This is a genomic window from Fibrobacter sp. UWCM (assembly GCF_900129735.1).
Classification (GTDB): domain Bacteria; phylum Fibrobacterota; class Fibrobacteria; order Fibrobacterales; family Fibrobacteraceae; genus Fibrobacter.
The window spans coordinates 39,818-54,292 of record NZ_FQWR01000009.1 but is presented as its reverse complement, the minus strand read 5'-3'; the positions used below and the strand labels follow the sequence as shown (position 1 = coordinate 54,292).

General features: G+C 56.8%; 10 protein-coding genes. 8 read left to right on the top strand and 2 right to left on the bottom strand.

Annotated elements, in window-relative coordinates:
• The first annotated feature begins 53 nt into the window (after nt 1-53).
• The 4 genes from BUB22_RS07740 to BUB22_RS07725 all read left to right on the top strand — a co-directional run bounded on the left by BUB22_RS07740 (nt 54) and on the right by BUB22_RS07725 (nt 3,816).
• A complete protein-coding gene (locus BUB22_RS07740; RefSeq protein WP_073114627.1) occupies nt 54-503 on the top strand; it encodes a hypothetical protein in 450 nt (149 codons plus the stop codon).
• Between the two features lie 66 nt (nt 504-569).
• On the top strand, nt 570-1,457 hold the full coding sequence (locus BUB22_RS07735; protein ID WP_073114686.1) for a GIY-YIG nuclease family protein: 888 nt from the start codon (nt 570-572) through the stop codon (nt 1,455-1,457).
• Nucleotides 1,458-1,460: 3 nt separating this feature from the next.
• Nucleotides 1,461-1,910 carry a hypothetical protein gene (locus BUB22_RS07730; RefSeq protein ID WP_073114626.1) on the top strand — a complete coding sequence of 150 codons (450 nt, stop codon included), beginning with the start codon at nt 1,461-1,463 and terminating at the stop codon, nt 1,908-1,910.
• Nucleotides 1,911-1,914: 4 nt separating this feature from the next.
• Entirely contained in the window at nt 1,915-3,816 is a 1,902-nt protein-coding gene (locus tag BUB22_RS07725; protein WP_073114625.1) for a homocysteine S-methyltransferase family protein, read from the top strand.
• A gap of 89 nt (nt 3,817-3,905) precedes the next feature.
• Here BUB22_RS07725 and BUB22_RS07720 read toward each other — a convergent pair whose 3' ends face one another.
• Together BUB22_RS07720 and BUB22_RS07715 are read right to left on the bottom strand one after the other, a co-directional pair.
• Nucleotides 3,906-7,622 carry a PD40 domain-containing protein gene (locus BUB22_RS07720; RefSeq protein ID WP_073114624.1) on the bottom strand — a complete coding sequence of 1,239 codons (3,717 nt, stop codon included), beginning with the start codon at nt 7,620-7,622 and terminating at the stop codon, nt 3,906-3,908.
• A 111-nt stretch (nt 7,623-7,733) separates the two neighbouring features.
• On the bottom strand, nt 7,734-9,743 hold the full coding sequence (locus tag BUB22_RS07715; protein WP_073114623.1) for a cellulase family glycosylhydrolase: 2,010 nt from the start codon (nt 9,741-9,743) through the stop codon (nt 7,734-7,736).
• Nucleotides 9,744-9,949: 206 nt separating this feature from the next.
• Here BUB22_RS07715 and BUB22_RS07710 point away from each other — a divergent pair, with 206 nt between their 5' ends.
• The 4 genes from BUB22_RS07710 (at nt 9,950) to nusA (ending at nt 14,442) form a co-directional block, all read left to right on the top strand.
• Nucleotides 9,950-11,440: a nitroreductase family protein gene (locus BUB22_RS07710; RefSeq protein WP_073114685.1), complete on the top strand. Its 1,491-nt coding sequence runs from the start codon at nt 9,950-9,952 to the stop codon at nt 11,438-11,440.
• A gap of 118 nt (nt 11,441-11,558) precedes the next feature.
• Nucleotides 11,559-12,599 carry a hypothetical protein gene (locus tag BUB22_RS07705; protein WP_139258846.1) on the top strand — a complete coding sequence of 347 codons (1,041 nt, stop codon included), beginning with the start codon at nt 11,559-11,561 and terminating at the stop codon, nt 12,597-12,599.
• A gap of 164 nt (nt 12,600-12,763) precedes the next feature.
• On the top strand, nt 12,764-13,210 hold the full coding sequence (rimP, locus tag BUB22_RS07700; RefSeq protein WP_073114621.1) for a ribosome maturation factor RimP: 447 nt from the start codon (nt 12,764-12,766) through the stop codon (nt 13,208-13,210).
• 14 nt (nt 13,211-13,224) lie between these two features.
• A complete protein-coding gene (gene nusA / locus BUB22_RS07695) occupies nt 13,225-14,442 on the top strand; it encodes a transcription termination factor NusA (protein WP_083535450.1) in 1,218 nt (405 codons plus the stop codon).
• Nucleotides 14,443-14,475 lie beyond the last annotated feature (33 nt).

The following is a 14,475-nucleotide window of genomic DNA, read 5'->3' as shown; positions in this document are numbered from 1 at the left end:
TCGGGGGGATTTTGCTAATTTGTTAATTAGGTGTTTTTCTAGGAAGGCTTAAAATGAACAGACTTTCAAAACTCGCTATTTTCTTGGTGATTGCCATGGGGGCATTCTTCTCGTCCTGCTCCACCGAAGAGCCGCACATCGTGTGTGGTCGTGAATGGAATCCGGCATTGCAACTGGTTGCCGATACTACCAGCGAATTTGAACTTATCAACCCGATGATTGTGCAGTTCCGCTACGGTACGGGCTTCGATTTTCCGACGCTCAAGATTGCCTTCTACGAGGGTACTGCCGCTAACAAGGGCAAGGAAATCTGGAAGTACGAAACCAAGGTGAACGAGAAGGTGAGCGTCTATACGCTCCAGGGGCACTCCAAGCGCGGAGGGCTTATGACCGCAGCAGAAATGACCCGCCACCATGCTCCGGGCCAGATTGTTATCGAGGCTACTACGGGCGACCGCCTGCTGGCCGTGAAAGAAATCACGCTTATCAAGAACAAACAGTAATTGGAATTTTCGATGATTTGTAATAAACTTCTGGCCGGCTTCGGCGGGCTTCTGTCTCTTTGTGTTATGCCTTTTTCCCTTGTCGGTTGCGGCGAATCTGAGGTTACGCTCAACTACAAGCTTGCACAGCCTGTGGACGTGGAGGTCTATACCGAAAGCTACTTCGCGACGATTGACCTGAAGGGCGAAGAGCAGATGGGCACGATTACTGCCGCCTATGTGGACCTGAACTACTCTACTGCGGGCGATACCACGAAAGTGCAGCGCCTGTACCGCTTGAACAATTCCCGCGGCTACCTCAAGAATTTTATGCCCTCCGAACTTGCGTGGCGCGTGAAGGAGGTGAACCTTGCGGCCGTTGACCGCGAAGTGACGAGCATTACGGGCCTCGATGACGGTTACGACACGCTTCTCGCGCACATCCCGATGCCCGAACGCTGGCGCAAGCAGCTCCTGAACCCCGATTACAAGCCTCACCTGCGCCGCCTTGAAAAGCATCGCTGGGAAATGGACCACCTGCTTACGGGTACAGTGCCCGTGAAGGCGAACGTCACGCAGATGCTCAAGGACCAGGGACGCCTGAATTTTGCGCTCATCAAGATTGATTCCGTTGTCACGAAGGGCTTCGAAAACCGTGACCACCGTCGTTGCCTGGATTACAAGATTTACCTGCACGAGACGGAAAGCTTCCCGTACTACATCTGGGAGCAGCACGTGAACAGCAATATCGTGCCCGAGAAATTCAAGGCGTACACTGCCGGCCACAAGGCGGAATATGACACCGAGTTCGAAATCATGATCGACCCCGAGACGGGCATCCCGTGCCAGGAACGCGAAGTGAAGGTGGGGACGCACTACATGGTGCACCCGGTCACGAAGGACACGGTCACTTTCAAGAGCAACATCACGCACGAACGCCTCTTCAACATCAAGCGCAACCAGACCGCGGAGTAGCCTATGATGACCCCCTTCCGCAAAGCCTGTGCCGTTTTTGCTGTCGCTTTTGCGGCGGTACTTTCGGGCTGTACCTCGCACCCTTCGCCCCAGCAGACGATGGTCGACGACCGCTACATGATGTACAAGGAAACGTACAAGGCGTACAAGGAAGCGGAAGAGCGTTACCTGAACCTGCTCTTCAATATCGAGCGTATGCCCGAGGAAGAGGAACTCTGGATAATGAAACGCGAGCAGATGCAAGAACTGCTGCAACTGCGCGAACTCATGCTGCAGGCGCGTGGCGAACTTGACGACGCGATGAAGGACTGGGAAAGTCACCTGATGGAGGTGCAGTCCGAGGTGAAGAAGGCGAAGGTGCAACAGTACAATCCGAATTTCAAGGGGCGCGATGCCCAGCGCACGAGCCCGGGGCAGTTGCTCCCGGGCGAGGTCCCGAACACGCGGAGATAGTTCCATGAACCTCTCGAAGTCCTACCAGGAACTCGCGAGGGCGAGCATCGGGCGCATTCTTGTGATGGATGGGCCGGCAAGGCCTGTTCTTGATGCGTGCGATTTGCGTGAAGAAGATTACCGCGGGGAAATGTTCGTGGACCACGCGGTGGACCTGCAGGGCAACGACGATATACTTTGCGTTACTGCGCCACAGGTCGTGAAAAAGGCCCACCGTGCCTACCTGGAGGCGGGTGCCGACATTATCCGCACCAACACCGTGCGCGCAAACCCGATTGTGCAGGGGAAGTTCAGACTCGAGAATATGGCGTACGACATTGCCCTTGCAGGGGCGCGCATCGCCTGCGAGTCGATTGCCGAATACAACGACGACATTCTTCAGTGCAAAACGGGCAAGCTGGGCCAGACGCTCGAACGCAAGTATGTCGCGGGCGTGATGGGACCTGCGGAAGATTCCGCGGATGTGGGCTTCCGTGAACTGGTCGATGCCTACAGCGAGGTTGTGCGTGGCCTTCTGGACGGGAATGCCGACATACTGCTGTTGGATTCGTTCCGTAACCTGTTGAACGTGAAGGCGGCCCTGCACGCCGTATTCAAGGTGTGTTCCGAACGCCAGGAACTTGTGCCCGTGATGGTTTCGGGCGAAATTGCCGAAGCGGGTGCAGGCACGCTGGCAGGCCTTACCGCAAGGGCGTTACAGCATACCGTGAGCAGTTTCCCGGTATTCAGTATCGGGCTTTCGGCGGGAGAGAACGCGAGTGACCTGCATGACCTCCTGAAAGAAATCGAGAATGCTCCCGTGCGCATGAGCGTGATGGTGGATGTTTCGCTCGAGGGCATGAAACCCCACGACAGCGATTCCGTGAAGGGCCGCGCAAAGGAACTCTGGCGCTATGCCGATTCGGGCCTCGTGAATATCGTGGGTGGCGGCAAGGAAACCACGCCCGAGTCGCTCAAGTTCATGGTGAAGGCGCTCAAGGGAAGCCGCCCCCGCCGAATCCCTGCCCGCCGGTACAACATGCTGTTGAGCGGGCTTGCACCCATGACGGTAGCAGGTGCGGGGAATTGCATTTGCGTGGGCAACGTGTTCAATCGGGAGGAATCGCCCGAGTTCGCGAAAATCTTTGGTGAAGGGAACCTTGCCGATGCCGTTGCGCTCGGGCACAGGCAGGTTACCTATGGTGCCGAAATCCTGGACGTAAACCTGGATTCCTACGATACAGAGCCTCCGCAGATACAGGCGTTCATGGGCAAGATGCTCGATGACAAGTCGCTTGCGAAATGCCCGGTGATGATGGATTCCCGCAGTTGGGACCTGCTTATCGCCGGAATCGAATGCATTTCGGGGAAGGGAATCGCCCGCAGTATAAGCCTTTCGGAAGGTGAAGAAATCTTCCTCACGAAGGCAATGGAAATTCGCAAGCGCGGGTTTGCGCTGGTATGCTTTGCCGAAGACGAGAAGGGCACTGCAGATACCTTCGCGCGCGAAACCGAAATTATCGAGCGTATGTACCGCCTGCTGGTGGGCAAACTCAATTTCCTTGCCGAAGATATCGTGTTCGAACCCTGCGTGGAACACGAGGGCAAACCGCTGGACGATGCGATGAACCTGCTCTTCAAGGTGTGCCGCTACGTGAAGGCGAATCTGCCGTACGCGCATATCCTGGGCGATGTCCAGAAGCTAGGGCTGCATGCAAGCGGGCTCGAGAAGGCGAGACCCGGACTTACGTCCGTGTTCTTGCACCATGCAAAAAAGGCAGGGCTCGATTTTTACATCGCTAAGCCGGAGAAAATCCCCGCTTACGAGGAAATCCCTTACCGCATGTGCTGCCTGCTTGAAGACGTAGTGCTTTCGCGCGTACCCGATGCGAAGAAAAAACTTGCTGCCGCGTTGAAGGCAATGTAGCTGTCATCCCCGGCTTCGACCGATGCATGATCGTCATCCCCGGCTCCGACCGATGCACAATCGTCATCCCCGGCTCCGACCGGGGATCTTTACTGCCAGCTATTGATAAATCCCATTCCGAGCGTAAACTTGATCCGCGTGGGCGCAATCGCGTCCGGTAAAAGCGGCACGTCGATTGTTGTGGGCTTCCAACTGCCTTCGCGCCCTTCATCGTCGCCGATGCGGCTGAGTGCGCGTGCGAACGTGAGCGTTATGTCGAGCGGAATGCTGTAGAAAATCTTGTTGCTCCACCTGAAGCTGAGGCCCGCAGAACGGTCCCAGAAATCGTGGTCCGTGAACTTGTCCGTATCGAACCACTTGCTGTTCCATGCGGCACCGATCTGCGCGAATGCGTCGATGTAGAATGCGCGTGTTTCGAAAATCCAGAAACCCTTACGCCAGTCGTCGTAGACGGGGAACAGGTAATGGACTTCCGCCATAGCGGTCTTGGTGCCTGCGCGCGTGTAGTTCTCTGAACTGCGCAGGTAGGGGTAGCCTTCCAGGAACACGGCGCTGTAATAGTACGAGTCGAGCGTATCCACCTTGGCGCCGGTAGAATCCTTCGCGTCGGTATCCCAGTTGAAAATGCCTCCGAGCTTAGCACCTGCGGCGAGTCGCGCTCCGGTAAGTGGACTCTGGATGCTCCCGTAGAGGCTCAGGCCGAATTCGTGTATGTTGAAATTCCTGTACTTGGGCTTGATTTTCCCGCTCTCGGTGACGACGAAACTTTCGGCGAATGTGCCGGGGCGGTAGAGGTCGCTGTTGGAATACTGGTACGATATTACGGCTCCGTCGCCCTGCCCGCTGATTCCCGTTCCGTCCTCGCCTTCACTGTCGCCGTAGAGCCCGAATAGCGCCATCACGCTGAATCGCTTCTGGTATGTCCACGCGAAGTTGTCTTCGTAAAGGTTGAAGTCTGCCCAGTCGTAACCTGCGGCAATTTGAAGCGTGTCGACGCTCTTGAACGGGCTGTAACCCGCCATTGCGACAATCGACTGCATCGGGACTGCGTAGTTGCTGATGCCGAGGCTGTCCCCGTCATTGGCGCGCACGTCCTCGTAACGCACGGTATCTTTGCTCGTGTAGCTCGCGTACGTGTACGAAATCCCGAAATCGATAGGCGTGCTCCTGTTCTCCCATGCGACGAAGAATTCTTTTTCTTGTTCTGGGTTGAGGCCGGAACCGTTGATGTAGTCGATGCCGTTCCCGATTTCGAGCATGAGGCCGATTTGTAGGGTGTTCTTCTTGAGCGGGTCCGCGATGATGGCGGCAAGCCCAATCTTTGCCTTGAGTTGCCCGTCGCCGAATACGGTGAGGTCGGGGGCGTTCTCGTAGAAGGCGAGCATCGGGATGAACAGCGGAACTGTCGGGATAGGCTTGTAGTCGCGCTCGGTGCCGGCGAATTCGCGGCTTTCGAGTTCGATATGCTTCTCTATGCGCGGGAGGGGCGAACCCTTGAGCACGATTTCGCTCGGGGCGGGCCTCTGCGTGATGGTGAATGTCGTGTCGATGAGCTTGATGGCTGAATCGCGCATCGTGACTGTCGGCTCTGTCGTGCAGTTTGCGGTCGCGTTGGCCTGGATGCTGTCACTCTGGATTCTATCGCTACGCTCCAGAATGACAGCAGCGGCGATAGAGTCTACCGAAGCGGAGTCCTTCGTCATCCCCGCGGAGGCATCTTCTTTCGTCATCCCCGCGGAGGCCCCTTCCTTCGTCATCCCCGCGGAGGCGGGGATCTTTGTAGAATCAGTTGCTTCGCAGTTGTTCCAAACGGTATCGGCAACTTGGATGGTACTGTCGCGTTCCGTCACGTTCATCGTCGTGTCGTTCACCATCGCGATGCTCGTGTACTGGAGCTTGTAGAGCGAGAATCCGTCCTTGTCGTACTGCGTAAAGTAGAGAGTGTCGCCCGCGAGTACGGGGGTGAATGCGCCGCCGACCACGTTCGTGAGCGGGCGTTCGTACCCGGTGTCGATGTTTTTCTCGATGAGGTTGAAGATTCCGTTCCTGTTGCTTGCGAAAACAATCTTGCTGTCGTCAATCCAGTTCACGTCGCGCTCGTCGTAGCCCTCGGTGCTCACGACCTTCATGTTCTTGCCGTCAGCGTCTATCACGGCGATTCCGCGATGCACGTCGTCAAAGAAACTGAAGGCGATGCGCCTGCCGTCGGGGCTGTACTTGGGGCTATAGATGTTGTAGTACCTGAACTTCGCGTCGGGCACGTAGATGTCTATCGGGTCTTCTGCCGTGTATTCGCTGAAGTCTGCGGTGAAGGGAACCTTGCTCAAAACGAAGCGCGTGCTGAAGGGTTCGCGCCGCACGAAGGCGACTTCGTTCCCCTTGGGGCTGAATGCGGGGTAGACCGCGTCCACGAGGTGGGTGAGGTTCAGCTTGTTCTTGTTCGTGTCGCTCACCGCAATGTCGAAGTGGGCGTGCCCGTCCTTGTCGCGGTTCTGGAACGTCACGTAGGCGAGAATCGGGCCTTTTTCCGGGGCGTCGTACACGTCGATGCCCTTGTCGAACCAGGGCTTCTTCGCGCGGAACCCGCTCTTCGCGTAGTCGTTTATGTCGATGGTGGAATCGCCTTCCTCTTCCTCAATGGAAATCATCCCGATTTCGACGCCGTCAACTTTTTCATTTTCCTTCGTCATCCCCGCGGAGGCGGGGATCTTGTTTGCAGTACTGTCCTTGACTTCCGCGCTATCCTTCGTCTCTTTCAGCGGCATCTTGAAAACCGCGCCGTCGAACCACGGCCCGCCGAAGTTCGATACGCCGTAGAGGTGTTTGCCCGCAACTACGGGGAAGTCCTGCCAGAAGGCGTCTGCGGTAATCTTCGTGCCTTCGACGAGAGGCCCGAGGGAATCCTTCTGCGCCTTGTACGCCTCGGTGATTTCCTTTTTCCACGCTTCGTAGAGTTCCTTCTCGCTAATCCCGAGAATTTTCTTGAGTGCCCCGTCGAGCGTCACGCGGTAGGGTTTCGAAAGTTCCGTCCAGATTTTCGGGACAGCGTCTTCGCCGTAGTGCTTCGAGATGTAGAGCACGAGCGAGAACCCCTGCGTGTAGGGCCCGAGTTCGGCAAAAAGCGAGTTGTCCGAAAAGTCGTGCATGTATTCGAGCGGGAGCAGGGTATCGTTCAGGGCTGCGACGCGCAACAGCATGTCGCGATGTGTGTCCCAGGCGTCAAAGCCCATGCGGGCGGATTCAAACTGCGCCGTACCTTCGGCGAACCACAGCGGCTGCAGCGTGAAGGGGAGGAACGTCGCGAAGTCGCTCGTGATGCGCTCGTTGTAGTAGTCGGTGTAGCTGAATTGTACACCGTAGATGCTCGGCTTGAACTTGCTCCCGTTTTCGATACTCACCAGGTGGCTGAATTCGTGCGTGATGACGTCGGCGAGCCAGCCGTGGCTGCTACGGATCTTGAAATCCCAGTTGGTGAGCCACAGGTTTACCGCGTTCTCGCTCGGGACGGCGCTACCGTTACTGTAGAGAGCGTTGTTGAGCACTGCGTTCACGCGGCCCGGCAGGTCTTTCTTGTAGCGGCCCACCACCGAATCGTAGACTGCTTCTGCATATGCGGAAAGCGCGGAGGCATGCTCGGTGTATTCCTGCGGGTAGATGAACTGGAAGTGCTTCGTGTCTGCGGTCTTCCACTTGATGTCGCTCTGGTTGCCGTAGAAACCGGCCGCAAAGGCGGAACCCGCAAGCAGTAACGTGCCTGCAAGTGTAGCCGCAACCTTAGCGCGGATCTTTTTCGCGTTGAAGAGCATTGTCTTATAAATTTAGGAAATTCGTGCTTGAAAACCCATAAAAAAAAAGCAAAAAACGCCGTGCGGTTGCCCGCACAGCGCTTGTGTTAGGAGGAGAACTTTGAAAAAGAGTTATTCCAGACCGTAGGCTTCCTTCATGCCCTCGATGAGCTGGGTGCCCTTCACGCCGTCGGTGGATTCGAACAGCGAGAAGCCGCCGGTGTAGCCCCAGTGCGTGAGCGGAATCTGGAGCGTATCGCTGATTTCCTTCATCGCAGCCATGTAGTTGAGCACGGACTGCTTGTCGGTTTTCACGTTGTAGGCGCCGAACTCGTTGATGATGACCGGCACGTTGTTCGTTACGGCCCATTCCTTGGCGGGCAGGATAAGGCTGAGGATGTATTCCTTGCTGCCAAGCTTATAGTAGTTCTGGATGTTCTTCTTGTAGTTGCTGGGAACAGCCTTGGTGACACCGAAGTCGGCGCTATATTCAGACCATCTTTCCTTGTCGTAGGGGAACATCAGGTTCTTGATGCTCTTGAGGTCGGTCCAGCTGGCTCCCTGGTGCGTGAATACGAACGGCTCGTAGGTGTGGATTGCGTAGATAACGTTGTCATCATTGAGCTTTTGACCCTTTGTGAGCAGCGAGATGGAATACCACTGAGCATCGCCGAAGATGATGGTGTGCTTCTTGTCGACCGTACGGATGGAGTCGATGTCTTCCTGTGCGGCCTTGCGCCAGTTGGTAGAAGTCGCCTTGCCGTTGGTCATGTCGGGTTCGTTCAGGAGTTCGTAGAAGATGTCTTCGCGTTCGTTGCTTGCGTAGTGGGCTGCCACGTGCTTCCACACGTTCGCCATCATCTTCATGTAGCGCGGGTTCTTGGAACTGGTGGCGTTGTAGCTGTTGTCGTATTCGTGGTAGTCGATCACGAACGACATGCCGTGCTTGCCGGTCCATTCCACGAAGGAGTCGAGTACGGCGAAGAGGTTTGCGTCGTCGAACTTGAGTTCGGTGGCGCCAGTGGTGTCGGCCACGAATTCATCGCGGTTGGTGGCGTACCTGTCGAGGTCGATGGGGAAGCGGAGCGACTTGATTCCGTTGTCGGCCATGAGCTTCACGTCATCCTCATTGAACTTGAATTCGCCCTTGAAGTAGGTCTTGTCTTCTTCGAGCCAGTTGGTGATGTTGATGCCCTTGTTGAGGTACTTCATCGCCTTTTCCTGGAGCGGGTTTGCGATGGTAATATCACCGATGGTCACTTCGGGGATTTCCGGGTCCATGATCTGCATGTCGGCGGTGTCCTTCGCGACTTCGCTCGTGTCCTGGAAGTACACGTTGTCGATGAGCACGGAGTCCTTCACGCGGTTGCCCTTGGCCTGGAAGCTGACTGCGGTGATGTGGGCCGGGTCGAATTCGACTTCTTCGCCCCAGCCGCCCTGTGCGAGGTCCTTGAAGCGGATAAAGACCTGCTTCCATGTGCGCGAGGCCTTCACGGTGGCGAGATGCACGTCGTAGTCCTTCACGTCGGAGGTCTCCACGTGGATTTCGTGCTTGCCGCCCTTGTACCAGTAGCTGATGCCGCCGAAACTGGCTAGGTTGAGCGTGTCGGGAATCTGCACGCCCCAGCCCACGTACGGGTCGTAGGCGTATTCGCCCTTGTCGAGGTTGTAGTAGACGGCGAATGCGTATTCGGTGCCGTTGTCGGAGCGCCTTGCCTTCGGGTAGCCCTCGTCGTTCAGCGGAGTCAGGATGACAGACGCGCCGTCGTTGTCGTTGTCGTCGTAGGTGTACCAGAATGCCTTCGGGATAAGGCTCTCGTTGTCGCCGTCCTCGAAATCGTCAATGAGGAACCCCTTGCCGGCCTCTTTCGGGATAGTGATTGCCGGAGTGATTTCGGCTGCCTCTTCGGGCACCGTGAATTCGGTTGTAGCCGTGTCGGTTGCAGGCGGCAGGGAGTCTGTCGGGGGGACGATGCTGTCGCCCGGGTTGGCCGGATTGTCGGGGATGGAGTCGGTGGGGACGGTGCCCGGATCTTCGGGCGTGTTGTTCGGGTTAGATGCGCTGTCGGAATCGCCGCAGGCGGAAAGCCCGATGGCGAGGATGCCTGCTGCGGTGATGGGGAGTATTTTCTTGAAAAGCATAGTATACCTCTTTTACTTTACGAGTCTAATATATGTAATTATGTTCCCCGGAGAATTTCTCAATGGGATAAAATGTGCTAAAGTGTATCAAGTGTTTTACGGTTTTTTGAGGAAAAACACATTAATTATGGGAAATTTGCGGGCAATCCGCCCGCATCTTGCGCAATCCGCCCGCCATCGGGCGCAATTCTTAATATATTTTGCCCGTGCCCTTCTTTTCCGTCGCATATCACGATTCCTTGCGCTATTCCCGCCGCTCGGCAGGGGACCCAATCACATTGCACTGGGAAACCCGCATGCCGCCCGACAAGCGTTTTGCGGGGGCCAAGCGCTACTCCGTGTCTAAAAACCACACGAAGGCGCTGGACGGCGACCTCTTCTCGCTGGTGGGCGAGCCTTCCTCGATGCTCAACCGCGTGTTTTCGCAATTGAAAAACGACGTGTGCGCCGATGGCCTGCGCTCCATCGGGGTGTACGCGCTCTTGCAGGGCCAGAACATCCCCGACGGGCTCTATTATTTCGACCCCACGTCAGACGAACTGGTTGAATTGCCCGCTGGTGGTTCGGCCCCTTCGGCTGGTTCGGCAGGCTCACCAACCTCATCAGGAACCTTATCACCGACCAATGCGAAGGCTCGGCGCGCGAACATCGAGACGCTCAAGGGCGCCTTCCCGCCGAACGAAATCATGCAGGCCGCGGGCATAACGCTGTTCTTTACAGGGATCCTCGACCGCATCGTGTGGCGCTACAAGGAGGCCGCCTACAGGGAGTTGCAACTGGACGCGGGTAGTTACGCCGGGCTAGTTGCCATCCTCGCGCGCTCCCTCGGGGGCATCGCCATCCCGTTCAGCGCCTTTGTCGACGACGAGGTGGCCGTGGCTCTTTCGCTTTCCCCCTCGGAAGTCCCGCTCGCGGCGCTCTGCATTATGCCAAAGGCGCTCAAGAAGTACGAGACCGTATCTGAATTTGCTTATAGCAATCGCACCGAGATGCACCCGGTTTCGAGCGAGGGCGCGAACCGCTACATAGCGCGGTTCATGCTCCAGAACCGCGTGGAATGCATTACAGACCTCTCGCATTGCATGAAGGTGTGCCGCGTGGTCGCGAGCCCCTTCAAGGGCGAGGAATTCCCGCTGACCCCGCTCAAGTTCCCGAACGAATACTTTTTCCGCGAGTACGAGTTCCTCGGGCCCGGCGCGGTCAGCTTCCGCAATTTCAAACCCTGGAAGGCATCCCTCGACGATTTCTCGACGGTGCTCCGCTGGATGGAAATCTGCAACCTGAATGCGTTCGGCGCGGGCCTCCTGAAAATCTGGGTGCTCTCCTTCGACGTGCAGTTAGTTTATCCGGGACTCTACCGCTACCTGCCCGTGAAGAAGTCGCTCTTTTTACAGACAAACTTCAGCGACCGCAAAAAATTCGCCGGCGCGCACCTGTGCGACGATTCCGTAGAGAACGTCTCGTTTGCGGTTATCTTCACGGCCGACCTGGACGAGGCCTGCAACATGCTGGGCGAACGCGCCTACCGCTACCTGAACATGAACGCGGGGTACGTCGCCGAAATCCTGCGCGAATCGGCCCGCGGGCTCGGCAAGTTCGCGCGCCGCGAGCCGTTCTTCTGCGAGGCCGAACTCAAGAAGGCGCTCCGCATCCCCGAGAGCGAAAGCATCCTTTCCGAAGTACTCGTGGGGCGGTAGACTCCGCTTTTGACCGCTTTGCTATTCTTTTTCACAATATTTTCTGTTAAGAAAAGTTCACTAATACTACATTTAAGTTATATTATTTGCGTAAAAACAGTGCTTTTAGGAGTGATTTGTGAAACTCTCGCGTAATACACTTGCCTTGGGCGGTATGGCCCTGATCCTTCTCGGCTGCTCTTCAAAGGAAGTCGTGCAGCAGCCGCCCCCGCCGCCACCTCCTCCGCAGGTGCCGGTATCTCACGAACTTGAACTGTATACCTGCCCCGAGGGGAACCTCCGCGGGTCGGGCCTTGCGGGCGATTATGACCACGCTCTCGAGAATGCGGTGAACCAGATTGCCATCCAGATCCAGAGCTCGGTTACCTCCATCAGCAAGGCTCAGGTCGGCTCGGACGTGAATGCCGAAGGCAAGGAGAGTGTCACGTCGTCGTACGAACGCACCTCGCAGGTGTCCGCGACGCTCAGGAACCGCCAGGACGTGCGCGTGCTTGAAACTGTTGCCCGCGAAGGCGTCGTGGGCGTTGTCGCCTGCATGTCGAAAAGCGATGCTGCCAAGCCCTACCGCGAAGATTACCAGAGCGCCCGCGATGCGCTCGTGTCCTCGATGGCCGTGCTCGAGATGACGAACCACCCGCTCGAGAAGTTCGCGAACTACGACAAGATGACTGCCGCGTACTCGCACTACAGGGAATCCGCGCAGGTGCTGCAGTCGCTCGGGTTTGCCGACAACCAGGCGGAGATTGAGGAAAGCTACAACAAGGCGCAGGAAGGCTACAAGGAATTCAAGAGCCGCTACCATATCTATTTCGAAGGCGTGCTCGAGGCCGAGGAGGGCGCGAAGATTTTCCAGGAACTTTCCAAGAAGGTCTTTTTGCAGACGGTGCTCGATTCCGCCTGCGAAATCGGGCTCGTGCTGAGCCTTGAACTTTCGGACCCGAAGTGCAAGGAAGGCGGGCTCGGCGTTACCTGTACCGAGGTCGTTGCCCTCAACGGCAGTTCCTGCAAGGGCGAGACGTACTTTACCCTCGGGGCAACCCTCAAGGGTGTTGGCCGCTTCGACGAGGAAGAGGCCAAGCAGAAACTGGTAAATAGCATTGAGAAGGGCGACCTGCTTGCCGACTGGTGGAAGGAACTGGAACGCTGGATCATAAAGTAAGCCCCGCTTCCCCCTTCAATAGCCCCTGTTTCCGGCCTTGCCGGTTGCCCGAAGGCGAAAAAATTTCTCTATTTGGTGCGTCTTGACGTTCGTGGACCCGATTTCGGCTTAAATGAGCAGATTTCGGGGCCGTATACGAACGCCGTTTATTATACGAGGTCTATTTGGCTAACCAGAAACTGGATACGCTTATCGCCGAGGCATGCAAGGCCGTAGGCGTCACGTTGGTGGAACAGGACATGTTCCGTGCGGGCAAGCGCAAGACGCTCCGCCTCTATATCGACAAGCCTGAAGGCGTCACGATTGACGACTGCTCTAGCGTGAGCCGTCACCTTTCCGATGCCCTCGACCTGGACCCGGAGATTATCGAGGGGGCGTACACGCTCGAAGTTTCGTCCCCCGGGTTGGACCGCCCCTTGAAGTCGGTCGCCGATTTTACCCGCAACATCGGTCGCTTTTTGCGGGTCACGCGCAGCACCGGTAAGCCCGTTACGGGCAAGCTCAAGGCTGCAGACGAAGAAAGTTTGACGCTCACCCTCAAGGGTAACGCGGGCGACATGGTCGTTCCCCGCTCCGAGGTGCTGGTTGCGAAAGTAGATGTACAAATATAATAGGAAGGTCTAAAATGGCTAAAAAGAACGAACCCAAGGTTAATCTGGTTGAAGTGCTCAAGGAAGTGATGGACGCCAAGAACATGGACGACTCCGTCATCGAGGGCGCACTCAAGCAGGCCCTGATTTCTGCCGCACGCAAGTACCTGCACATCGATAAGAAGATTGAAGTGGATATCGACAAGGAAACGAACGAAATCCACGTGTTCCTCCGCGTCGAAGTGGTGGACGACTATCCGGACTACGACCCGAACATGACCGCCGAGGAAGTCGAGGAGATGGACGAAGGCTACATGCTCGTTGCCGAGGCGCAGGAATACAACGAGGACGCGCAGCCGGGTGACTTCCTCGAAATGGAAGTTCCGACCACCTCCTTCGGTCGCCAGGCCATCCAGACCGCCAAGCAGCTTTTGACCCAGCAGATCCGCGATGCCGAACGCATGAAGATCATGAACACCTACAAGGACCGCATCGGTTCCATGATCAGCGGCGAAGTGCTCCGCCTCGAAGGCCGCAACGTGATTGTTTCCCTGGGCAAGCAGACCGAAGCCATGATTCCGCCCCGCGAACAGATTGGCCACGAACGCCTCCAGCAGGGCCAGTCCGTGAAGGCCGTTATCGCCCGCGTGGAAGAATCCGCGAAGAACGGCGCGCAGGTCGTGCTCTCTCGCGCAAGCGGCGACTTCCTCAAGGAACTCTTCCGCCAGGAAGTTCCGGAGATTTACGAAGGCTCTGTGGAAATCAAGGGCGTTGCTCGCGAACCGGGCTACCGCGCCAAGATTGCCGTGTACTCCCGCGACGAGAAGATCGACCCGGTCGGCGCATGTGTGGGCATGAAGGGTGCCCGCGTGCAGACCATCGTGCGCGAACTTGGCAACGAACGCATCGACATCGTGCAGTGGAATCCGGATATCCAGACCTTCATCACCCGTGCGCTTTCTCCGGCGAACGTCGTGATGCTCAATGAAGTGCCGGGCACTTCCCGCGTGGTGGTGGTCATCAACGACGACAACCTCGCACAGGCAATTGGCAAGAACGGCCAGAACGTGAAGCTTGCCTCCCAGCTCGTGGAACGTGACCTCGACGTGTTCGGCGAGAAGGAATGGTCCGAGAAGGACGCCGATGCTAAGGCCCAGGTCTTGGCTCCGCGTGCTCACGAACTCCGCCACAGTGCTGTAAGCAAGGCAGAATCCCTCTTTGCTAATACAGAAAAACAGGGAGAGGAAGGCTAGTCTCTCTAAAAAAACGGGATCAATAAACAGGCT